Genomic DNA, 22850 nt, shown 5'->3' on the forward strand with positions numbered 1-22850 from the left:
TCTCCCTTACTTCTCAGTACGTGTTCTGTCGAATGGGTCTGGTGCGATGCTCGACGAGCGGCCATCGGCAAGGACCCCAGTGAGAAGGATCCCCATGACGTCGTCCACCACGCGCTCCAAAGGGAACTCACCGCTGGGCTGGTACCACTGTGGAACCGAGTTGAGGCCTGCGAAAATGAACTTGACCACGGGACGCACAGGGACGTCCCGGAAATCTCCCGAGGCGATGCCCGACCTCAGGATGGAGGCGAGAACGTCCTCATACCGTCGTCGAGCCGCCGCCAGGTTCGCGGGCGCCGTCTTGGACATGAGCACGTCGCTATTGTCGGCGAGAGCCTGGCCCTCTACGGTCGTGCAGACACGACTGACGTGTGTGTGCATGAACTCCCGCAGCCGTTCGGCAGGTTCGCCTTCGCTCACCTCGGCTGGTTGGGAGTCGACCGCAGCGATCAAGAGTTCGGCGAGCAGGTCGCTCTTGGACGATACGTAGTAGTACAGGCTGGCCTTCGACAACCCGACCTTGTCGCCGATCCTCTGCAGGCTCGCGTCGTGATAGCCGCGGATCGCGAACTCCTCGGCCGCCGCCTCGAGAATCTCCACACGCCGCCGGGTCTGACGCAGTTCCCTGCGTCTCTTGGCCGGCGTTTCTCCGCCGGCCGCGTACTCCGGGGCCTCCGACGCGTGTGCATCGGCCTGCTCAGACATCGATCTCCATGAACAGGAGCGCCTCGCCCATGGCTTTGCCCTGAGCGTCCACCCGAAGCGAGGTCGTTCCTCCGCCGCCCAATGCGGAGGTCAGGATGAAATTGAGCGCCCCCAAGTTCGGCAGCTCGTACCGCTTCACCTCGCCGAGGCAGACTCCGGCGAAGTGATGGGCAACCCGTTCCGCCGTTACCTCCTTGACGAGCAAGGGGTAGTCCGAGCGGTCAAGTGCAATGAGTCCTATGTTGACGGAGTCGCCTTTGTCCCCGGACCGTGCGTGCGCCACATCGATGAGTCTCATACGCCATCTCTCACAATCACTTGAGGGTCCACCACACTCTTGGGGACCAGGGTCGGCCAGTAGGCCATCACACGGCTCGGCCTCATCCGTCCCCCGGCCAGTAGACCGGTGAAGCCGGGCGGGCCCATCACCAGAGGGGCGATCTCGGCCGCGAACCTGCTCACGGTGTCTGGGTCGTCTGCCCAGATCGAGACCCGCAGGACGACCTCGGACTGGTCCGAGCCCGCCGGCGGAACTACCCGGCCGTGAACGGAGTTGTATCCGACGAGATCGGTGCGGATCGCTCGGAGGGGCAGGCCAAGGTCTTTCAGTCGCGTCCGCAGGACAGAGTCCGCCAGTTCAGCCTTGGCGATCGCGTCAGGCCACGCATACGTGATCATCGCGGCGCCCTGGAACCCGTCCGAGTAGGCCATCGACACCTTCAACGAGTCCGTCGGGGGCCGGCCCCGCGCGCCTGTGACTTCGACTCGGTCCGGGCCGACCTCCTGCACCTGAAGGGCGGTGAAGTCGGCCGTCACCTCGGGCGACAAGTACGTTGCTGGGTCACCGAGCTCGTACAGCAGTTGCTCGGTCACGGTAGCGGTGGTCACCGCGCCCCCGGTCCCCGGGTGCTTGGTGACGACGAAGGTGCCGTCGGCGCTCACCTCGACGATGGGGTACCCGACATGCGCGAGATCGTCCATCGTGCGCCATCCACCCTGGAAATTGCCGCCGCTGGCCTGGGCGCCACACTCGATCGTGTGCCCGGCCACCGTGCCCGCCGCAAGCAGGTTCCAGTCATCCCACTGCCAGCCGAACTCATGCACGAGAGGACCCAGAACCAATCCGGGATCCGTGCAGCGTCCGGTGATCACAACGTTCGCTCCATCGGCCAGAGCGCGTGCGATCGGTTCAGCGCCTAGATAGGCGTTCGCACTGGCGATGCGGTCTCTGACCTCGTCAAAGGACGTGCCGGTGTCCAGGTTCTGCAACGGCACGCCTTCACTCTCCAGGTCGTCCAGCTGCGCCATGATGTCATCGCCGGTGACGACGCCGACCCGCAGCCCGCTGATCCCTTTGCTCGCTGCGACATCGAGCAGAGCCTGGGCACAACCCTGGGGGTTGACTCCCCCGGCATTGGCAACCACCTTGATGTCTCGTTTTAGGCACTCCTCCATGATCTCCGACATGAGATCGACGAAATCCCGCGCGTACCCGGCATCGGGGTCTCGCTCGTACTGCTTGCGCAGGACAGACATGGTGATCTCGGCCAGGTAGTCCAAGGTCAGGTAGTCGATGTCACCACCTCGTACCTGGGCTACTGGCGCAGCGGGACTGTCACCCCAGAAGGCCTGTCCGTTCGCAATCCTTACCGTGTTCAACTCAGCACTCCTTCTCGTCGACTGCTCTCCGGCTCAGGGTTCTGCAGGGTGTCGTAGAGCAGCATTCGCAGGGTGGTCACGATGTCGTCGACGCTGCACCCCCGCGATACGTCCGCAAATGGCCTCGCGAGGCCCTGCAGGAAGGCCCGTGCCCGTGCCCCCCCCAGTTGCTCCGCCACTTTGTAGGCAATGTTGGCCGAGTCGAGACTGGGGAAGACAAGAACATTGGCCGCGCCAGCCAGTGCGCCGGTCGCGTTCTTGCGCTCCGCCACAGCCATGGAGACGGCTGAGTCGAACTGCAGTTCTCCGTCGACGGCCTCCTCGGGAAACCTCCGTCGGAAGAGAGTGACGGCGTCGCGGATGCGCTGGACGTGGAGGGACCCAGAACTGCCCCGCGTGGAGAAGGACAGAAAACCGATACGCGGCTCGGTCCTCATCAAGGCTCGCCAGGATCGGGCCGTGGCGGCCGCGATGTCGGCGAGCTGATCGACGGTGGGCATAGGGGTCACCACAGCATCCGCGAAGGCGAGCGTGCCTCCAGATCCGACGTCCGGTCGCTGAGTGTCGAGAAAGATCGCTCCACTGACGGTGGATCGTTCCGGCGCCAGCCCGATGCACGAGAGACCGGCACGGAGCATGTCCGCACTGGTGGTACGCGTTCCTCCGATGGCTGCGTCCATCCATCCGCACCGGACCAGCGTCGCACCCCAGGCAGCGGGGTTCGACAGCGTCGCGCTGCGAAGGTCGGACGCCGGGCCCACCTGACGCTCGAAGTCGCGCACCAACTGTTCGCGGACGGCGGGGTCGCTGACGTCGAGCGTGTCGATTGCACCCACGTCGATGCCCTGGTCTCGGGAAGCACGCTGGATCTCCGACCGCTTCCCGAGGAGCACCGGTCGGCAGAGGCCGGTTTGCGTCGCGAGGGCCGCTGCTCGCAGCATCCGTGGCTCGTCACCTTCGATGAAGGCCACTCGCGACGACGACGAGACGTTCTCGATGTCTCTCCACGCGCCGGTACTCGAACCCGCGCTCGGAGCCAGTTCAGGCCGTGGGACCATAGCCTTTGAGGTCCATGGACTTCGCGTAGGCGTCCTGCAAGACGAACTTCTTCACCTTGCCAGCCGGCGTCAGCGGGTACTCGGTGACGAACTCGACGTATCGAGGAACCTTGAAGCTGGCAAGTTGTCCCCGACAGTAGTCGATGAGTTCGGCCTCCGTCGCCTCGTGATCTGCCTTCAACTGGACGACCGCGAGCCCGACCTCGCCGTACTTCTCGTCCGGGACGCCGACGAGATAGGCGTCCTGAACGGCCGGGTGGGTGCGCATGAATGCCTCGACCTCTGCGGGGGCGACGTTCTCGCCTCCCACGATGTACAAGTCCTTGAGGCGTCCGGTGACGTAGTAGAACCCATCCTCGTCGCACCTGACCATGTCGCCTGTGTGCAGCCAGCCGTCCTCGTCGAGAACCTGAGCGGTCTGTTTGGGCATCTTGTAGTAGCCCTGCATGACGTTGGGGCCCCGAGTGAGCAGCTCGCCGTCGAAACCCGGGCCCACCTCTTCTCCAGTGTCCGGGCCGATGATCTTCGCCTCGCAACCTTTCGGGCGGCCCACCGATCCCACTCGCTGTTCGAAGGGGTCTTCCTTGCGCGAGATCGTGATCAGTGGGGAGCTCTCGGTCATGCCCAGACCGATGATGATCGTCATCCCGAAGGCCTTCTCGACAGACCTGCTGACCTCGACCGGGCACGGCGCGCCCGCCATGAACGCCATCTTCATGGTGCTGTAGTCGTACTCCTGGAGGCTGGGATCGTGCAACAGGGCGATGTAGATGGTCGGAACCCCACCGGTGTGCGTGCACTTCTCCTCGGCCAGGATGCGGAGGGCCAGTGCGGGGACGAATCTGTCCATGGAGATGAGGGTCGATCCCCGTTGAAGTGCACTCAGCAGGCCCAGGACACAACCACCATTGTGGAAGAACGGGATGGGAATGAGGTACCTGCTGTCATCGTCGAGCTCCAGAGACTCACTGAAGTGCAAGGAGTTCGTCAGGAGGTTGGCGTGTGACAAGAGGCACCCCTTCGGGTCTCCTGTGGTGCCGGAGGTGTACATGATCATGAGCGCGTCGTCGGGCTTGACGTCCGCCGTGATCCTGAACAGGTCCTCGTCGGTCATCGCTTGCCCGCCATCCACCAGGGCGTGGAGACTCAGGGCTCCCGGCAGGCCCGGTTCCTCCCCGACACAGACCACGTCGCGCAGCATGGGGAACCGGTCGAACCGGTGTGCACCGCTGCTTTCCAACTCAGGGGCAAGGTTCCTCAGAGCCTGCTCGTAGTCGAGGTTGAGGAACCGGGGGGTGTACACCAGGACCGCCGCGTCCGACTGGCGCAGCAGGTATTCGAACTCGGCCTCCCGGTAGAAGGAGTTCGCCGGGACGAGAACGGCGCCGAGCATCGCGGTCGCATGCTGGAACAGAACCCACTCGGGTCCGTTCGGGAGCCACAGGGCTACGTGATCTCCGTGGCCGACACCTCGCGCGTTCAACCCCTTGGCGATGGCCAATGCCTGTTGGTAGAGCTCCTCGTAGGTCAGCCGCGTCACGCGCGTGCCGTCGTCCTGATAGCAGACGAGTGCTTCCTGCTCGGGATTGTGAACCCGCGCAACCGTCAGCCGGTCCGCCAGCGTTTCCCCGCCTGGCTCGTAGGTCGCAATGGGCAAGGCACTTTCCTTCCGTAGTGGAGCTTTCGACGTCGGTTCCCTCAGCAACACCGATCCGACCAAGGGTGAGACTGCAACTCTTTCGAACGCTGGTCGATGAACCTACCGTCGGTCAGATCGCGAGGTCAACCCCCAGAACGGGATGTGGTCACGGGTGGTGACTTCCCTCTCGTGGGCCACGACCGCCGTACCGAAGTCGCCGCCCCCGCGGCCGTACTCCTCGTCGATGGCGAGTTGCTGTAGCCAGGCGGCACCGGCGTAGTCAGAAAGAACCGCGTGCTTAGGAATGCGCCTCGGGAAGGGGCGGGTAGTGCGGTGCGGGCGATGGTCTGGTCGACCCAGGCCAGCGGCCGTGGACGCGCTTGTGCAGCCCTTACGCGGTCCTCGCTCCGAGGTAGACGGCCGTGGTGACGCGGAGCACGAGCTTGTCGTCCTGGTTGCTGAGTGCGCCTGCGAAGGTGACGCGGCCGCGATGCTTGTCGGGCTCGAAACGTACATCGTCGATCACGGTGTGCCCCGTAAGGACGTCCCCGGGGCGAACCGGGCGAAGAAACGCCACGTCATTCATGGCGGCGCCCGCGATGACGCGCCACGGCTGCGTGCGGCTGTCCACCCACAGCCGTTGGTAGATCGAGAGGGTGTGCAGCCCGCTGGCGATGAGGCCGCCGAACTGGCTCTCGGCTGCCGCGCGAGGGGGATCGAGGTGGAAGAACTGCGGGTCCCACTGCGTCGCGAAAGCGATGATCTCGCTTTCGCAGACCGTGTGGGATCCGAGCTGGATCACCTGGCCAGGCGTGAGATCCTCGGCGTGCACAATGTGGCTGTTGTCGTCGGCGGTCGCACCGACGTCCCGGCTCACAGTCCACCGATCCGGGCGACAGAACTCGCGGTGCCTGCGCGGATCATCGAGCTGCCATCCGCATGGACCCGTCGATACGGATAACCTCGCCGTTGAGCATGCGGTTCTCGATGATGTGGCAGACCAGGTCGGCGAATTCCATCGGGTCGCCCAGCCGCGCCGGGAACGGCACCTGCTGGCCGAGCGACTCGCGTGCCGCGTGGGGTAGTACCTCGAGCATCGGGGTGAGGAAGAGCCCGGGCGCGATGGCCATGACGCGGATCCCGTGGGTCGCGAGCTCGCGCGCCATGGGCAGCGTCATGCCGACGACGCCCGCCTTGGAGGCGGAGTACGCCGCTTGGCCGATCTGGCCGTCGTACGCCGCCCCGGAGGCGGTGTTGACGATCACTCCGCGCTCACCATCCGGGCCGGCCTCTCCCTCACTCAGCGCCTTGGCCGCCAGCCTGGCGACGTTGAAGGTGCCGGCGAGGTTCACCTGCAGCACCTTCAGAAACACGTCGAGCGAGTGCGGCTCACCCTTGGACAGCACCTTGGTTGCTGCCGCGATCCCAGCGCAGCTGACGGCTCCGGCGAAGCCGCCCAGCTCAACCGCAGTATCCACAGCGGCCTTGACCTGGGCCGAGTCCGTGACGTCGGTCGGTGCGAAGGTGGCGCCTGCGGGCGCCTCGCCCGTCAGGTCCGCGGCGACTACCTTGGCGCCGCGCTCGAGAAGCGCCAGCGTGGTTGCCCGGCCCAGTCCAGAGGTGGCGCCGGAGACGAGGAAGGTGCGGTCGGCGAAGTCCATGGTCAGGACAGCCTCGCCAGCTCCGCCGCCGCTGAGCGCATCTCAGCGACTGCCTGGTCCTCGCGGGTGGGTAGCGTCGCGGCGAGCTCGTGGACCCGTCGCCAGCGCTCGAGCGTCGAACCGTCACTACGCCCCGCCGCAGCCACAGCCGACCACGTGTCGGCGCATCGCAGCAACGCAGTGCCGGCCGTGGCCACCTCAGCGCAGTCGGTGAGTCGCGCCACCTCGAAGCAGAACGCCGCCTGCAACCGGCGGAACAGGCCACCCCCGGTCCCGGCCTTCTCCACAAAGGCATGGAGCGCGCGGAGCGTGCCATCGAGTTCCGGTTCCGACATGACTCCCGGCCACTGGCCGACATCCTCGGCGAATGCCGCAACTCCACGGACTCCGGCGGCAGCAACAGCATCCGACGGCAGCGCCGATGTGTCCGGGATGATCGCGGTCGCCTCTGCTTGCATGTTCTCGACCGAGGCCACGAGTGCCGAAGCCGCGGTCGGACGCAGCTCGGGCAGGATCTGCGGCCAGTTCACGAAGTACGTCGTGTGCCTCGTGGGCACGGGGAACGACCGCGACGCACGCGCCCGCGCAAGAGCGTCGTAGGGAACTTCTTGCACCTCGGCTCGGTCGTTGTCCACCACGAACGCCGTCTCGGTGTCGTCGTCGTAGCCGATCACCACGATGTCGTGCCGGCCCATTTGCAGGCGGACATTGAGGTAGGGCAGCTCGGCGATGTCAGCCCACAACAGGACGGGACGGCCGTGCTGGAGTTCGCGACGGACCCAGTACCAACCGGTCCCGGGATCGTCGGTCCGACGCACCTCGACCTCTGCACCTAGCCTCGTAGGAAGGTCTATCTCGAATCCATCACTGCGCCCGACAAGGTAGACGGGCGGGGTGAGCCCGGACATCCGTAGATAGGTGAAGCCGAGGCCACCGGCCATCCCGAAGACCAGACCTTCGCTCGGCACCTCCTCCCAGCCCAGACCAGCCCACTCCACCAGATCCCTCAGCGCTCCGGATCCGCAGTGCCCTGCCACCCGGTGGGGATAGTCCAGCAGAATCCGGCGCGGCTCCTGTGCGAGGTTGTCCTGAGTCGTCATGGCATCTCCTACAGGCCGTTCTGACGCTACTCGACCCGCGCCGCCGCCTGGCGGCGGAGCTCGGACCGGGCGAGCCCGTTCTTGTGGACCTCGTCCGGCCCGTCGGCGAATCGGAGCGTCCGGATGGAGGCGAACATCGAAGCGAGGGGGAAGTCCTGCGACAGGCCGCCGGCACCATGCACCTGGATCGCCTTGTCGAGGATCCACTCGACCGTGGCGGGGGTGGCCACCTTGATGGCTTGGATCTCGGCGTGGGAGCTCTTGACGCCGGCAGTGTCCATCAGCCACGCGGTCTTGAGCACCAGCAGCCGCAGCTGCTCCACCCGCAGGCGAGACTCGGCGATCCAGTCGCGGATGATGCCCTGGTCTGACAGCGGCCTGCCGAAGGCGACACGGTCGTCCGCGCGGGCGCACATCAGCTCGATCGCGCGCTCGGCGACTCCGATCGACCGCATGCAGTGGTGGATCCGGCCCGGCCCCAGGCGCTTCTGAGCGATGGTGAACCCGTCGCCCTCGCTGCCCACCAGGTTCCCGGCCGGCACCCTGACGTCGTCGAACGAGAGCTCGCCATGGCCGCCGTGCTCGTGGTCGTCGTACCCCAGGACCGTCAGGCCCCGGTGGATCCCGAAGCCGGGGGTGTCCCGCTCGACGAGGATCATGGACTGCTGCCGGTGCCGCTCGGCGTCCGGGTCGGTCTTACCCATCACGATGAAGATCTTTGCGTTGGGGTTCATCGCGCCCGTGATCCACCACTTCCGACCGTTGATCACGTAGTGGTCGCCGTCCCGGACGATGCTGGTCGCAATGTTGGTGGCGTCGGAGGAGGCGACCGAGGGCTCGGTCATCGCGAACGACGATCGGATCTCGCCGGCGAGCAGCGGCATCAGCCAGCGCTCCTTCTGCTCCTGGTTGGCACACATCGAGAGAAGCTCCATGTTGCCGGCGTCCGGAGCGGCACAGTTCATCGCCGCCGGTGCAAGGTGTGGGCTGCGACCCGAGATCTCGGCCAGCACGGCGTATTGCACATTGGTGAGCCCGGCGCCTTGGTCCCCGGGAAGGAACAGGTTCCACAATCCTCGCCTGCGGGCCTCGGCGCGCAGCTCGCCCATGATCGGTGCCGAGTCCCACGCCCACCGGTTCTCGAGCTCCTCCAGCTGCTCGTCGAACACGGCCTCGGCCGGATATACGTGCGTCCGCATGAAATCCAGCAGCTCGTTCTGGAGCTCCTCCGTCCGCGAATCAAGTCCGAAATCCATCAGCTCTTCTCCTTGTGTGCGTTGGGGCCTACGTCCATGAATGGCTCCTTTGCGGATTCCGACGAGGTCGTGTTCATGTCTGCGGTCCTCCCGCGACGTAGAGGACCTGTCCTGACACGAAGCCGGCGCGCTCGCTGACGAAGAACGACACGGCGTTCGCGATGTCGTCGGGCTGGCCGACGCGGCCGACGGGGATCTCCTGGGCTGCGGCGGTCTTGAAGTCCTCGAACGACATGCCGATGCGAGCCGCTGTCGCGGCGGTCATGTCGGTCTCGATGAAGCCGGGCGCGATCGCGTTGGCGGTGACGCCGAACTTGCCCAGTTCGAGGGCCAGGGTCTTGGTGAACCCCTGGATGCCCGCCTTGGCGGCGGAGTAGTTGGCCTGCCCTCGGTTGCCCAGAGCTGATGTGCTGGACAGGTTGACGATGCGTCCCCAGCCGGCCTGGGTCATGAACCCCTGGGCGGCGCGAGCCATCAGGAACGAGCCGCGGAGATGCACGTTGGTCACGGCGTCCCACTCCTCGACGGTCATGCGGAAGAGCAGGTTGTCGCGGATGATGCCGGCGTTGTTCACCAGGACCGTCGGCTCACCCAGGTGTGCGACGATCTGCTCGACGCCGTACTGGACGGCCTCTTCGTCGCTGACGTCGACGCGGACCGCCAAGCCACGACCGCCCGCCGCCTCGATCTCATCGACGACGCCCTGACACGCCGACTCGTCGAGGTCGGCCACCGCGACAGCGAGTCCATCGGAGGCCAACCGGCGGGCGATGCTCGCGCCGATGCCGCGAGCCGCACCGGTCACGATCGCTATCCGGTTCATCGTGGTGGAGGTGGATGTAGTCATATGGCACCTTCTGTGACGTTGACGTTGACGGTGACGACGAAGATCTTCGGAGCGCGGCTCGGACCGCGCCACGGTGCGCGGCTTGGGCGAAGGGCGTCGGCTCTCGCGACGGTATCGTCCATGCTCACGGGCGCCCGAGTGCTCGGCGGGCAAGCTGCAAGTACGGTTCCACCGCGTCCCCGGGCGAGTCGTGCGCCTGTCCAGGGTCGCCCGCGGCACGCATCCGGTGGTCGATGCCTGCGGAGACGACGGCGATCTTGTAGTAGGCCAGCGCCATGTGGAAGTCCCAGTGGGCGAGGGTGACGCCGCCTGCGGCCTCGTACTGCGCAGCAAGGCTCGGCACGTCCGGGAGCCGCGGGCTCGACCACGCACCCGGGGCGCCGAGAATGAGATCGAATCCCGGGTCGCGGTAGGCGCACATCATCGCCACGTCGGCGATCGGGTCGCCGAGGGTGGACAGCTCCCAGTCCACGACCGCGGCGACCCGCACCCGGTCGGCAGGCGAGTCGGCGCCCAGGTCCACGATGGTGTTGTCGATGCGGTAGTCACCGTGAACGATGCTGCTGGCGTCCTGTTCGGGTACCGCGGCGGCGAGCCGACGGCTCACGTCACCTGCCAGCGCGTTCAGCCGATCGACTCCCACGATCTCCCACTGTCCGGACCAGCGCTTGAGTTGACGCTGAGCGTAGCCGCCTGGTCGTCCGAGCCCTGACAGTCCCACGGCGTCGTAGTCGACGCGGTGCAGGGCGGCGAGCGTCTGCACCAAGCGATCGGCGACAGCGCAGACCGTCGCGTCGTCCAGTTCGTCCAACTGATTGCGGGTCTGCACGCACAATCCCGGGACGAACTCCGCGATGGCGAAGGGGGCGCCGATGACGGACTCGTCCTCACACAGGGCCACCGTCGGCGCCACTGGGACGTCGGTCTGCAGCAGGCTCGCCGTGACGCGATACTCCCTCGCCACGTCATGAGCCGACGGCGTCCGACCGGCGCGAGGCGGAGTGCGCATCACCCAGCGCCGGTTGCCGTCGGTGAGGAAGTACGTCAGGTTGGAGCGTCCACCGGTGATCAGACGGGAGCTGAGTGGACCGGCCACCAACTCGCCGGCTCCCTCGATGATCCGCGAGATGGAAGCGAGCTCGGCACTGCTCAGGACCGTCGAAGACGCCCTCACGCGATCTCTCGCTCTGCCGGTTCGTTGACCCAGCCGCGGCGGGGAGACGCTCGCTCGCGGCGTACGGGCGGGCGACGGAACGGGTCGAGTTCGCCCACACTGCTCGACAGTGTGTGGAGCCGCAGATCAACCATCTACCGACTCTTCCCAGCGTCTGTCGCCTCGTACGGCAGATCGACCAGGTCGGCGAGTCGGCCCCGGTGCTCGCCCGGATGTCCCAATGCGAGCTGGGCGGCCTTGGCGCGCTTCAGGTACAGGTGGACCGGGTGTTCCCAGGTCATGCCGATTCCGCCGTGGAGCTGCAGCGCCTCCTCGGCAGCTGTCACGGCGAGGTTGCTGCAGTAGGACGCGGCGATGGCGGTCGCGACCTCGGCGTCGCTGTCGTCGGCTGCCAGCGCCGCGGCGGCGTACCGGGCCGTTGCCGTGCCCGACTCCACACTGACGTAGAGATCGGCGAGTCGGTGCTTGAGTGCTTGGAAGCTCCCTACCGGCCGCCCGAACTGCCGGCGTTCGCGCAGGTAGTCCACCGTGCCTGCCAGACACCACGAGGCAACACCGACTTGCTCCGAGGCAAGCATCGCGGCGCCCGCGAGAAGGGCTGCGCGCACGCTCGCGGCGGCGTCGCCCCGCACCCGCGAGCCCGGGGCAGCGTCAAGAACGATGTCCGCGAGCTGTCGGGACATGTCGAGGGAGGGGACTGCTGCAACGATCGCCTCGGACACGGGAACGGCATAGATCGCCAGCCCGTCGGCCTCGTCTACCGGGATCAGGAGCACGTCCGCCTCGAGCGCTCCGGCGACGCTGGACACGGAACCGGTCACCGTGCCCTCAGTCGCGGCGAGCCTGGGCACCGGCCCGTACGGCGCGGTGGCGAAGGGCACCGCGAGCGCCGCCGTCGTCACACCCGCCGCCAGCTCGGCCACCACCTGGTGGCCCGACCCGGTGACGGCGATGGTCGCGACGACGGCACTGGTGAGGAAGGGGACCGGGGCCGCCGCCCTGCCCAGCTCCTCACACACGGTGGCGGCCTCGCGCGCGGATGCTCCGAATCCGCCTTCGGCCTCGGGGATCAGGAGACCAGCGAGTCCGAGGTTCTGGGCCAGCGCCCGCCACAGCGGTTCGACGATCGTTCGGTCACCGTCGTACATGGCGGTCACCGCCGACGGACCCAGGCGGTCCTCGAGCAGGTCCCGGACCGTACGCCGGAGGTCGTCCTCGACGTCGGTGTACAGCAGGTTCAGCTCAGTCACTTCGCCAACTCCCTGAACGGAACGTCACGGTCGACACGGTGCTCCGGCGGCAGACCGAGCACGCGTTCGGCAACGATGTTGAGCAGGATCTCCGAAGTGCCGCCCTCGATCGAGTTGCCCTTCGCTCGCAGGTAGCGATACCCCGGACCGCGTCCGAGGAAATCGACCTCCAGCGGGCGCCGCAACGTCCAGTCGTCGTAGCGCAGGCCCTCTTCACCGAGCAGCTCGAGCTCCAGACCGCTGAGTCGCTGGGCGAGCCGTGCGAAGGACAGCTTCATCGCCGCGCCCTCCGGGCCCGGCTGACCCACCGCGAGCTTCTGGCGCAGTCGCTGACCGGTCAGGCGAGCCGCCTCCGACTCCACCCAGAGCTCCATCAGGCGGCCGTGCAGGTCGGGCCGCCGCCGGGCGGGGTTGGCCCGCCACGACTTCGCGACCACTCCGACCATGCCGCTCTCGCGCGGCACCGGTCCCCCGCCGATGGCGACACGCTCGTTGTTGAGCGTCGCATTGGCGACCTTCCACCCCTCGCCGACGGCCCCGAGGCGCTGGGAGTCGGGAATCCGGACGCCGGTGAGGAACACCTCGTTGAACTCGGACTCCCCGGTGATCTGCCGAAGTGGGCGCACCTCGATCCCGGGGTCGGTCATGTCGCAGATGAAGTAGGTCAGGCCCGCGTGCTTGGGAACGTCGGGGTCGGTGCGTGCAAGCAGGATGGCGAGCTGGGCGTTCTGCGCCGACGACGTCCACACCTTCTGGCCGTCGACGACCCACTGCTCACCGTCTCGAACGGCTCTCGTGGCAACCGCGGCGAGGTCCGACCCGGCGCCGGGCTCGCTGAACAGCTGGCACCAGACCTGCTCGCCTGTCCACAGCGGACGCAGGAAGGTGTCGAGCTGGTCCTCGGTTCCGTAGGCCATCAGGGTCGGGGCGGCCATGCCGAGCCCGATCACGTTGATCCGCGGATGGTTGTCGGGGGCGCCCGCCTCGGCGAACCTGGCGTCCACCTGCTGCTGCAAGTCCGGCGCGAGGCCGAGTCCACCGCGACCTATCGGGAAATGGACCCACGCGAGGCCCGCGTCGAAGCGAGCGCGCAGGAACTCGACGCGGTCGGTGGTCACGGGGTCGTGCTCGGCCAAGAAGGTCGTGACCTTCTCGGACAGCTTGTCCGCGACATCGGTCTGGGTGTTCATCGCTCCTCCGGGTCAGCAAGGTGGGGGTTCGGGACGTGGTAGGAAGGCACCGACGAGTCCGTGCACCGCTCGAGACGCTGCTGGGCGGCCAAGAGCTTGAGGTGGGCGTCGGTCTCCAGCACGGCAAGCATGGCGTTGAAGACGTCAAGGCTGGACAATGCGAAGCCGCGGCGGGTCCACGGAATCTCCGCCGCGACCTCCGCCGCGGTGCGGCAGCCACCGGCGACCAGGTCCTCGCACAGGCCCAACCGCTCCTCGTGGTGGGCCAGCAGTTCGTCGATGCGTTGGTGCGTACTGGTGGTTGCCGGCCCGTGGGCAGGCAGCAGCCTCATGTCCGGCAGTGCGCGTACCTTGGCTAGCGAACTGAGGAACTCGCTCAACGGCAGCGGCGAGGGCACGGGCTCGAAACCGATCGACGGCGTGATCGTGGGCAGCACGTGATCGCCCGAGAACAGCAGGCCGGAGGCGGCGTCGGCGAAGACGTAGTGCCCGCGCGTGTGCCCCGGCGTGGCGAGGGCAGCGAGCGTGCGGCCTTCGATGGCGATCTCGACATCGCCGTCCAGCCACTCGTCGGGCCCGTCCCACAGTTCGGTTTCGACGCTGTGGCCGGCGGACTCGGTGCGCCATCCTTCTGCCAGGTCGGTGGCGCCGGCTTCGACCAGCCGCCGATACTGTGAGTCGACGACGCTCTTTCCCGAGTTGAAGTACTCGATGGCGTCGCGGTCTCCGATGCCCAGCGACACCCGGGCGCCGAACTCACGTCGTATGGTCACGGCTTGCGTGTAGTGGTCGCGGTGGGCGTGGGTGACGAGGAACCGGGTGATGTCGCCGACCTCATGGCCCAGACCGTGCAGCGCAGCGTCGAGCGCGCGCCGCGACTCGTCCAGCGCCCAGCCCGCGTCCACGCACACCGGGCCGTCGGGAGTGCGGATGAGGTAGACGTTGACCGCCCGGAGAGCGTCGTTGGGCAGCGGCAGTGGGATCCGGAACACTCCCTCGGCGACCGGCTCTGCGGTCGGCTCGGTCCATGTCGCGCGGGTGCTCATCCGAGCCCCTCCAACCTCGTATCTGTGGACACGGCGTGACGGTGATCGCCTCATGCCTGCCAGATCTCTCGAGCGTCGACAAGCTGCGGGGTCTCCGCGTCGACCTCCGGGACGATCTCGATCTCGGCGCGCAACTTGATCTCGTCGCGCAGGGTGCGCAGCAGGTCCCCCTGCTGTTCTTCGGAGAGTGGCTCGACGATCTCCAGCGTCAGCGTGTCCTGCCCCGCCACACGTCGGATCACCAAACGTCCCACGCCGAGACCATGACGCGATAGTGCAGCCCGGACATGGTGCTCGTAGACGAACATTCCCCTGACCTTCACGCCGGGACCGACCCGTCCGAGGACCCCTGCGATGCGCGCCGACGTGCGGCCGCACTCGCACACCTCGCTGCTGACTACGCGGGTCAGGTCGCCGGTGGTCAGGCGCACGAAGGGGTAGGTGGGCGAGAAGGTGGTCACAGCGACCTGGCCGATCTCCCCTTCGGGAACCGGTTGGCCGGTGGCCGGGTCCAGGATCTCGATCACCTTGTCCTCGGTGAGGTGCATGCCGGCGCGAGCCTCGCATTCTCCGGCGATATAGCCGAGATCGGCGGTCCCATAGAGTTGGGAAACATGTCCCCCGCGCGACTCCAGCACCGCGCGCTCGTCCTCGGTGAGCTTCTCCGCAGCGACGCAGGCCGTCTTGAAGCGCCAGTCGGCACGTTCGACCAGCATCCCCAGGAACGAAGGTGTTCCCATATAGCCGGTGACCGGCAGGTCTTTGAGCAACCTGGCTTGTTGTTCGGTGTTGCCCGTGCCCGCCGGGACCACCACGCAGCCGAGCGACAACGCACCGGATTCGAAGGCGTGGCCGGCAGGCGTGAGGTGGTAGGCGAACGTGTTGAGCACGATGTCGCCGCGCGTCAGTCCGCCGGCTCTCAGGCCCCGGGCGAAGCCCCCGATGTCGGTGGTGCCCAGCTGTGCGTCGTAGATGGGACCTGGCGACATGAAGATCCGCGAGCTGGCACTCAGGTCTCCGATGAAGAACCCGCCGAAGGGCGGATCCTCCACCTGCAGGGCCGCCAGATCGCTCTTGGCGACGGGTGTCAGCCGGGTCAGCACGTCGGGCGTGCCGAAGTCGGCTGGCGACACGTTCGACCCTTCCAGCCGCCGTCGCCACGCCGGTGCCGCGTCCCATAGGTTGGCCAGCAGCGCGGTGACCCGCCGTTGCTGGTCCACGCGCCGCTCCTCCGGGCGGCGGGTCTCGTCGGGATCATGGAGAGTTGGGGAGTCGTTCATCCCAGCCACCTCTTCCTGCGTCGATAGGTCTTCACGTCTCGGTAGCTCTTGCGTTCGCCGACGCCGCTGAGGCCGAGGTAGAACTCCGCGACGTCCTGGTTCTCACGGAGTTTGTCCGCAGGGCCTTCGAGCACGATGCGACCGTCTTCGAGCACATAGCCGTGGTGTGCGATCTGCAGGGCCGCCTCGGCGTTCTGCTCGACGAGGACGACGGTCACGCCTTCTTCCCGGTTGAGCCGTTCCACGATCTCGAAGATCTCCGCCACCAGCACCGGCGCGAGACCGAGACTGGGCTCGTCGAGCAACATAACTCGCGGATGCGCCATCAGCGCGCGGCCGATGGCGAGCATCTGCTGCTCACCCCCTGAGAGGAAACCCGCCCGCTGGCTGCGGCGGTCGGCCAGCCGAGGGAAGTAGCTGTAGATCATCTCCAGCTCGCTCCGGCTGCTGCGCATGGAACCCGCGGTGTATCCCCCCGCAAGGAGGTTCGCCTCGACACTGAGATGCTCGAAGACACGACGTCCCTCGAGCACCTGCACGATGCCTTGGCGCACGATGTAGTCGGGCGAACGCTCCCGTAGGGAGTTGTCCTCCCAGGTGATCCGACCGCGGACCACCTCGCCGCGTTCGTGAGCAAGGAGGCCCGAGATCGCCCGCAGCGTCGTCGTCTTTCCCGCACCGTTGTTGCCCAGCAACGCCACGATCTGACCCGCCGGGACGGTGAGGGACACCCCCTTCAGAACGAGGGCTACACGGTTGTAGACGACTTCGACGCCATCCAGCTTCAGCATCCTCGGGCCTCCTATGCTCGCAGTACGTCAGCTGACGTCGGGCTCGTTGGACACGGGGGGGCCGGTGACGCAGTCGCCGATCCGGTCCCAACTGCCGTCGCGGATCTCGTAGATGTTCACGGCCCGATTGCCCGAGTGGTCCTTCTCGCTCATCGTGATCGGGCACGCGACGCCGTATCCCTCGTAGCCGTCGATGGACTCCAGCGCCTGCTTCATTACCTCGCCGGTCACCTCGCCGTCGTCGCCGACGATCTCGAGAGCCTGACGGATGCCCTCCTCGATCACCGTGGCGATGTAGAGACCGTTGCCGTACAAGGAGTTCTCCTCGAGCACGGGGTTGGGGTCGGAGCCGCTCTCCTCCCAGTAGTCGCGCAGCATCTGTACGGCCTCGGGCTCGTCGGAGGGCAGCGTGGACATGGACGCGCCGAACTTGCCTTCCATGCATTCCGCTCCGGCGCCGTTGATCTCGTTCTGGGTGATGGCCCAGTGCCAGGCGCCGACCGGCAGGTCCGGAGCCTGGTCGCAGAGACCCTTGAGCAGCAGCACCGCCTGACCGAAGATGGCGGCGTGCAGCACGACGTCGGCGTCGAGAGCGACGGCGCCACGCACCTGGGCGTCGACGTCGGCGGCGGCAGCGGGGATGACCACCTCGCCGGCGAACTCGGCGCCGAGGCTCTCAGTCGCGTTCTTCACTCCCTCGCAGTACTCACGGCCCGGCGGAGGCTCCCAGGCAACGCATCCGATGCTGATGTCGCTGCCCAGCTCGTCGACCTGCTGTTGCACTGTTGCCGTCGCCTGGTGTGCGTAGAGTGGACCGGCAGGGAAGGCGTAGGGGAACGCCTCACCGTCGAGCGTGTCGAGGTTGCCCTGGCCGGGGAAAATGATCGGGATCTTGGACTGCTCCGACACCGGCGTCAGGGCGTCACTCAGGGCTGTGCCCTCGACCGCCACCATGACGGCCCCGGACTGCTGGAAACGGGCGAACGCCTCAAGTGCTGGGGGCACCTCGTACTTGGTCTCGATCTCTTCGATCTTCACTTTCCGGCCATTGATGCCGCCGTTGGCGTTGACCATCTCGAACCAGTCGTTCACCGCCTCGCCGACGCCCTCCCCCACGTTGGCGATCGGGCCCACGCGAGCTCCGGCGACACCGATCACGATGTCTTCACCCGAGCTTCCCTCGCTGCTCTCGCCGCCGCCGTCGTCCCCACACGCAGTGGCGAGCAAGGCCAGCCCGAGTGCGAGCGAGACACTCTTCGCAATTTTCCGCTTCACAGCTTCTCCAATCATCGGTTCGATCGATAGTCCGAGATGTGCACGCGCAGGGCGCCCCCTCAGTACGAGAAGGGCCACATTCGGAAGTAGTCCTTGATATTTCGGAACAACCCGTAGAGCCCACGAGGCTCGAGGACCAGGAAGAGCAGGATGGCGACACCGAAGAGCATGGTGAGCAGGTGCACCTCCACGCTCGCCGAGAGCTCGATGCCCACGGCCGGCAACAGGTCACGCAGCCAGATCGGCAGCATCGTGATGAAGGCGGCGCCGAGAATCGAACCCGGGATCGAGCCGAGGCCCCCGACGAGGATCATCGCCAGATACTGCACCGACAGCGCGAGGGTGAAGACCTCGGTCGAGACCAGGCCGGCGTTGTAGCCGTACAGCACCCCGGACAGTCCGGCGATGGCCGAGGAGATGAAGAAGGCCAGCAGCTTGTAGCGCAGCGGGGACACCGCTGAGCCGGCGGCCGCGATGTCCTGGTCACGGACCGCGATCATCGCACGCCCGGAGCGCGATCGCATGAGATTCTCCACGAACATGACGACCACTGCCAGGGTGATGAAGACCAGCAAATACTTGCCCGTCGGCGTCGTGGTGTCGAAGGGCCCGATCTCGATGGGCTCGAAGATCACGATGCCTTGGAACCCGCCGGTGATCCAGGTCCAGGACGACAGGATCCACTGCACGATGTACTGGGCCGCCAGCGTCGCAATGGCCAGGTAGAGGCCCTTCACCCGCAGCGAGGCGAGCCCGAAGATCAGCGAGAACACGCCCGCGGCCACCATCGCCGTCGGAATGGCCACCCAGAACGGCGCATCCGCGCGCGACACGAGCAGCCCGCTGGTGTACGCGCCTACGGCGGCGAAGGCGGCGTGACCGAGCGATATCTGGCCCGCGTAGCCCACCAGCACGTTCAGACCGGTGGCGCCCACGGCAGCGATCCCGACCAGCGTCAAGACGACGAGCCAGTACGGCGAGGCGACCAGTGGTACGACTACGAAGGTGACCGCCAGGACCGCCAGGATCCAGATCCTGCGGTACGGCGTTCCGTAGACAGCGATCTCCTCGGCGTACTTCTCGTGGAACCGACCGGTCTCCATGGCGATGAGTGCCACTGTCAAACCCTTTCGATCTCGGGCCTGCCGAACAGGCCGTAGGGACGAACGAACAGCACGAGAAGCAGCATGATCAGCGGCGCCACGGTGCTGAAACCAGCACCCAGGTCGTCATTGAGGTAGCCCGCGGACAGGCTTTCGACCAGGCCGACAGCGATTCCGCCAATGACGGCGCCGACGATCGACTCAAGGCCACCGAGGATGACCACAGGGAAGATCAGCGCACCGAGCACGACCAGTCGGCTGTCCACACCCAGCAGTGAACCCCACACGTAACCGGCGAGTGCCGCGATCCCGCCGGCCATCGCCCAGGACACGGCATTGACCAGGCGGATGTTGATGCCCAGCGATTGGGCGGCGACCCGATCGTCAGAGACCGCCTGCATCGCGAGTCCGAGACGGCTGCGAGAGAAGAAGAAGCCGAACGCGCCAAGCAGGATCAGCACCATGACTGCGGACCAGAACGTGATCGTGGGAATGGAGATGCCGAACCATTCGTAGCGTCGCTGGTCGATCAAGCTCGGGATCGAGCGGAGACCGTCGCCCCAGATCATCGGCACCAGGCCGCGGATGATGGACCCCAGGGCGATGGTGGCCATCACCAGGGCGAGCATGGACTCGTTCTGCAGCGGTCGCAGCGCGAACCGTTCGATTCCTGCGCCCACCACCATCATCACCACGACGGTTGCCGGAACTCCCAACCAGAACGGAACGCCGACATCGGTGAGCAGCCACGACACCACGAACGCACCGAGGACGACCACCTCGCCCTGCGAGAAGTTGATGACTCCGCTGCCCTTGACGACCACGACGAAACCCAACGCAAGGAGCGCATAGAGCATCCCGGTGAACACGCCAGAGACCATCAGCTGCGTGAACTCGCTCATCAGGCCGGCACCCCCTGCACGGATTCGACCGGGACATCGACCAACGTGAGCTGGGTATGGATGCGCGCCTTGCGGCCGTCACGGTAGGTGACCTCGGCGTCGACATCGACCTCTGTGCGATCGGAGTAGAGACCGTCGATGATGAAGGCGTAGTTCTGCTCCACCTGGGCGCGACGTACCTTTCGAGTACGCGTCATCTCAGCGTCGTCGGCGTCGAGCTCCTTGTGGAGGATGGCCAATCGGGGCACCCGCATGAAGGTCGGCATCTCGGAGTTCACCCGCGCGGTCTCCTCCCGGATCAGCTCGATGACCTCCGGGCGCTGGGAGAGGTCGGTATAGGTCGTGTACGGGATCCGTTGGTTCTCGGCCCACTTGCCGACCACTTCCCCGTCGATGTTGATCAACAGAACAGGGAACTCACGCCCGTCGCCGAAGCAGACAGCTTCTCGCACGTACGAGGAGAACTTCACCTTGTTCTCGATGAAGGTGGGGCTGAAACGCTCGCTCGAGGTCAACGTGGCCACGTTCTTGGAGCGGTCGACGACGACCAGGTGACCGTCGTCGTCCAGGTAGCCCTCATCACCCGAGCGGAGCACATCGCCGATGAATGCCTCGTCCGTGGCCGCCTGATTCTTGTAGTAGCCCACGAAGACGCTCGCGGATCGGTGCGCGATCTCACGATTCTCCGTGATGACGATCTCGACGCCAGGTACCGGACGGCCCATCGTTTCGGGCTTCATCTTGTCCCAGTGAGTCGTGGTGATGCCGACCTCCGTCTGGCCGTAGACCTGCTTCAGCGGGATGCCGAGGGCGTGGAAGTACTTCATGACATCGATGCCGAGCGCGGCGCCACCGGAGTAGATCCGCTCCGCGCGGAGCAGACCCAGATGGTCCCGCAGCGGACGGAACACCACGAACTCAGCCACGGCGACCTGGGCTCGAGTCCACCCGCCCGCCTTCTGTCCGCGGTACTCGCGTTCGGCGCGTCGCTGCCCCACCTTCATCCCCCAGTGGTAGATGGAGCGCTTCAACCAGGTGGCCTCCCCGATCCGGACCTCGATCCACGAGAGATAGTCCTCCCACATACGTGGTGAACCGAGCAGCTGATGTGGCCCTATCTCTCGGATGTCGTTACGCAGCGTTTCCGGCCCTTCGGCGAAGTTGAGCCGGTAGCCCTCCATGATGTGGCCCGCGGTGGAGAAGTAGCGTTCGCCCGCCCACGCCAGCGGCAGGAACACTAGCCGTTCGTACTCAGGCTTCATCGGCTCTGCGAGGAAGAAGTTCTTCACGCCTGCGATGACATTGAGATGGGTCATCATCGCGCCCTTCGGCTCCCCAGTAGTTCCCGAGGTGTACATCAGAATCGCGATGTCGGAGTTCTTGCCACGCGCCACGCTCTCGCGGTACTCGTGTGGATTGACCTCGGCCCGTCGAGCACCCATGGCGAGAACCTCGTCGAAGGAGATCGCCACCTTGGAGTCATAGAGCGACATTCCCCGCCCATCGCAGTAGACGATGCGCCGGAGTCCCGGCAGCTGATGCTGCATTTCGAAGAGCTTGTCGGCCTGCTCCTGGTCGCGCACCACCACCACCGGACACTCCGCGTGCCCCACGATAAAGGCCACTTCCTCCGGAGACGACTCCGGATAGAGGACTACGCCGGCACCCTGCAGCGACTGAACAGCGAGGTCGGTGATCAGGTGCTGCGGCCAGTTGTCGCCGATGATCGCCACGTTCTCACCCGGTTCCAGGCCGAGTTCAAGCATGCCAAGGGCCAGGTGCTCGATGCGCTCGCCGTACTGTCGCCAGGTCATCGGCTTCCAGATGCCGCGATCCTTCACTCGGAGCGCGACGGTGTCCGGGGTGTCGACGAGACGCTGCAACAACAGTTGCGGCATGGTCTGCTCGGGGTAGGTCACCGTCTCGGTCATCGGCCGGTCGCCTCGCCGGTCACGGCCTCAGCGGGCGCACCGATGTAGGCGGCGATCACCGCCGGGTCGGCCCTTACCTGCTCCGGCGGTCCTTGAGCGATGAACCGCCCGAAGTCGAGCACCGAGACCCGATCCGAAATGTCCATCACCACTCCCATGTCGTGCTCGATCAGGATCACGCTGATCGCCGATTCCTGACGCAGCTCGAGGATGTAGCGCGCCATGTCTTCCTTCTCCTCGACGTTCATGCCGGCCATCGGCTCGTCGAGGATCAACAGGCGAGGCTCCTGGGCGAGGGCGCGACCTAGATCGACACGCTTCTGCAGTCCGTAGGGCAGGAGGCCCACCGGGGTGTTGCGGATGTGGGGCATGTCGAGGAAGTCAACGATGTCTTCCACGGCCGCGCGCTGCCGCAGCTCCTCGCGCTTGCTACGGCCGTAGAAGATGCCGTTCGACAGAGCCCCGCCCTTGAGGTGGCGGTGCCTGCCCAGCATGAGGTTGTCGATAACACTGAGGCCCTGGAAGAGTTCGATGTGTTGGAAGGTGCGCGCGACCCCCAGACCAGCGACGCGATGCGCGGGCAGCCCCGTGGTCTCTCGACCGAACAGAGAGATGTTTCCCTCCTGGGGCCGGTAGAACCCGGTGACGCAGTTGATGAGCGAGCTCTTCCCGGCGCCGTTCGGCCCGATGAGCGCGGTGATCTCGCCGGCGGCCGCATTCATCGACACATTCGAGAGCACAGTGAGGCCGCCGAAGCGAAGTGTCACTTCGGTGACCTGGAGCGTCATTTCCGGACTCCGGTCCACAATCAACTCCCAGGCTGTTTTTCGACTAATGAGTCAGTGATCGAAGTATCGTGGCGATCGTCACATTAAGCAAGGGTCTGGCGCCATCACGGTGTGAGAAAACGACCCGATCCCTACGCGTGACCATCTCCGGGCGGGGCTCGCCCCTTCTAGGTCGCGGCGGACCTCGCCGGCACG

Annotated in this window: 21 protein-coding genes; all 21 read right to left on the reverse strand. The window is 66.2% G+C overall.

Going from position 1 to position 22850, the window contains the following annotated elements; translation table 11 throughout:
* Positions 1–6 precede the first annotated feature (6 nt).
* The gene (locus tag BM127_RS00995; RefSeq protein WP_091193148.1) at positions 7–705 is read right to left on the reverse strand and encodes a TetR/AcrR family transcriptional regulator; all 699 of its coding nucleotides are present in this window, start codon (positions 703–705) and stop codon (positions 7–9) included.
* Positions 698–1003 carry an AtuA-related protein gene (locus tag BM127_RS01000; protein WP_091193150.1) on the reverse strand — a complete coding sequence of 102 codons (306 nt, stop codon included), beginning with the start codon at positions 1001–1003 and terminating at the stop codon, positions 698–700. The genes BM127_RS00995 and BM127_RS01000 overlap by 8 nt, the downstream gene beginning before the upstream one ends.
* Entirely contained in the window at positions 1000–2364 is a 1365-nt protein-coding gene (locus BM127_RS01005; protein WP_091193153.1) for an acyclic terpene utilization AtuA family protein, read from the reverse strand. Before BM127_RS01005 ends, BM127_RS01000 begins: the two co-directional genes overlap by 4 nt.
* Positions 2361–3422: a phosphate acyltransferase gene (locus tag BM127_RS01010; protein ID WP_091193157.1), complete on the reverse strand. Its 1062-nt coding sequence runs from the start codon at positions 3420–3422 to the stop codon at positions 2361–2363. The genes BM127_RS01005 and BM127_RS01010 overlap by 4 nt, the downstream gene beginning before the upstream one ends.
* Complete coding sequence (locus BM127_RS01015) at positions 3406–5079, reverse strand: AMP-binding protein (RefSeq protein WP_101228981.1); 1674 nt, start codon at positions 5077–5079, stop codon at positions 3406–3408. Before BM127_RS01015 ends, BM127_RS01010 begins: the two co-directional genes overlap by 17 nt.
* A gap of 373 nt (positions 5080–5452) precedes the next feature.
* Entirely contained in the window at positions 5453–5938 is a 486-nt protein-coding gene (locus BM127_RS01020; protein WP_269800911.1) for a MaoC/PaaZ C-terminal domain-containing protein, read from the reverse strand.
* 43 nt (positions 5939–5981) lie between these two features.
* Complete coding sequence (locus tag BM127_RS01025; protein WP_091193162.1) at positions 5982–6722, reverse strand: SDR family NAD(P)-dependent oxidoreductase; 741 nt, start codon at positions 6720–6722, stop codon at positions 5982–5984.
* Positions 6723–6724: 2 nt separating this feature from the next.
* Positions 6725–7822 carry a BtrH N-terminal domain-containing protein gene (locus BM127_RS01030; protein WP_091193164.1) on the reverse strand — a complete coding sequence of 366 codons (1098 nt, stop codon included), beginning with the start codon at positions 7820–7822 and terminating at the stop codon, positions 6725–6727.
* A gap of 26 nt (positions 7823–7848) precedes the next feature.
* Positions 7849–9078, reverse strand: a complete 1230-nt coding sequence (locus BM127_RS01035) for an acyl-CoA dehydrogenase family protein (protein ID WP_091193167.1) — start codon at positions 9076–9078, stop codon at positions 7849–7851.
* Between the two features lie 73 nt (positions 9079–9151).
* Positions 9152–9925 carry a 3-oxoacyl-ACP reductase FabG gene (gene fabG / locus BM127_RS01040; RefSeq protein WP_091193170.1) on the reverse strand — a complete coding sequence of 258 codons (774 nt, stop codon included), beginning with the start codon at positions 9923–9925 and terminating at the stop codon, positions 9152–9154.
* Between the two features lie 124 nt (positions 9926–10049).
* A complete protein-coding gene (locus tag BM127_RS01045) occupies positions 10050–11099 on the reverse strand; it encodes a phosphotransferase family protein (RefSeq protein WP_091193172.1) in 1050 nt (349 codons plus the stop codon).
* Between the two features lie 134 nt (positions 11100–11233).
* Entirely contained in the window at positions 11234–12349 is a 1116-nt protein-coding gene (locus tag BM127_RS01050) for an acyl-CoA dehydrogenase family protein (RefSeq protein ID WP_091193176.1), read from the reverse strand.
* Entirely contained in the window at positions 12346–13539 is a 1194-nt protein-coding gene (locus BM127_RS01055) for an acyl-CoA dehydrogenase family protein (protein ID WP_091193179.1), read from the reverse strand. The genes BM127_RS01050 and BM127_RS01055 overlap by 4 nt, the downstream gene beginning before the upstream one ends.
* Positions 13536–14585 (reverse strand): MBL fold metallo-hydrolase, encoded by a 1050-nt coding sequence (locus tag BM127_RS01060; RefSeq protein WP_091193181.1) that lies wholly within the window; start codon positions 14583–14585, stop codon positions 13536–13538. The genes BM127_RS01055 and BM127_RS01060 overlap by 4 nt, the downstream gene beginning before the upstream one ends.
* A gap of 50 nt (positions 14586–14635) precedes the next feature.
* On the reverse strand, positions 14636–15865 hold the full coding sequence (locus tag BM127_RS01065; RefSeq protein ID WP_091193183.1) for a phenylacetate--CoA ligase family protein: 1230 nt from the start codon (positions 15863–15865) through the stop codon (positions 14636–14638).
* Positions 15862–16656, reverse strand: coding sequence for an ABC transporter ATP-binding protein (locus BM127_RS01070; protein ID WP_091193186.1), 795 nt, complete (start codon positions 16654–16656; stop codon positions 15862–15864). The genes BM127_RS01065 and BM127_RS01070 overlap by 4 nt, the downstream gene beginning before the upstream one ends.
* Positions 16657–16683: 27 nt before the next feature.
* Positions 16684–18009: an ABC transporter substrate-binding protein gene (locus BM127_RS01075; protein ID WP_139227536.1), complete on the reverse strand. Its 1326-nt coding sequence runs from the start codon at positions 18007–18009 to the stop codon at positions 16684–16686.
* Complete coding sequence (locus tag BM127_RS01080) at positions 17991–19049, reverse strand: branched-chain amino acid ABC transporter permease (protein WP_091193191.1); 1059 nt, start codon at positions 19047–19049, stop codon at positions 17991–17993. Before BM127_RS01080 ends, BM127_RS01075 begins: the two co-directional genes overlap by 19 nt.
* Positions 19050–19051: 2 nt before the next feature.
* On the reverse strand, positions 19052–19936 hold the full coding sequence (locus BM127_RS01085; protein ID WP_091193192.1) for a branched-chain amino acid ABC transporter permease: 885 nt from the start codon (positions 19934–19936) through the stop codon (positions 19052–19054).
* Complete coding sequence (locus tag BM127_RS01090) at positions 19936–21867, reverse strand: AMP-dependent synthetase/ligase (RefSeq protein ID WP_091193195.1); 1932 nt, start codon at positions 21865–21867, stop codon at positions 19936–19938. Before BM127_RS01090 ends, BM127_RS01085 begins: the two co-directional genes overlap by 1 nt.
* Complete coding sequence (locus BM127_RS01095) at positions 21864–22655, reverse strand: ABC transporter ATP-binding protein (protein ID WP_091193197.1); 792 nt, start codon at positions 22653–22655, stop codon at positions 21864–21866. The genes BM127_RS01090 and BM127_RS01095 overlap by 4 nt, the downstream gene beginning before the upstream one ends.
* Positions 22656–22850 lie beyond the last annotated feature (195 nt).

It is taken from the genome of Nocardioides alpinus (assembly GCF_900112035.1).
Taxonomy (GTDB): domain Bacteria; phylum Actinomycetota; class Actinomycetes; order Propionibacteriales; family Nocardioidaceae; genus Nocardioides; species Nocardioides alpinus.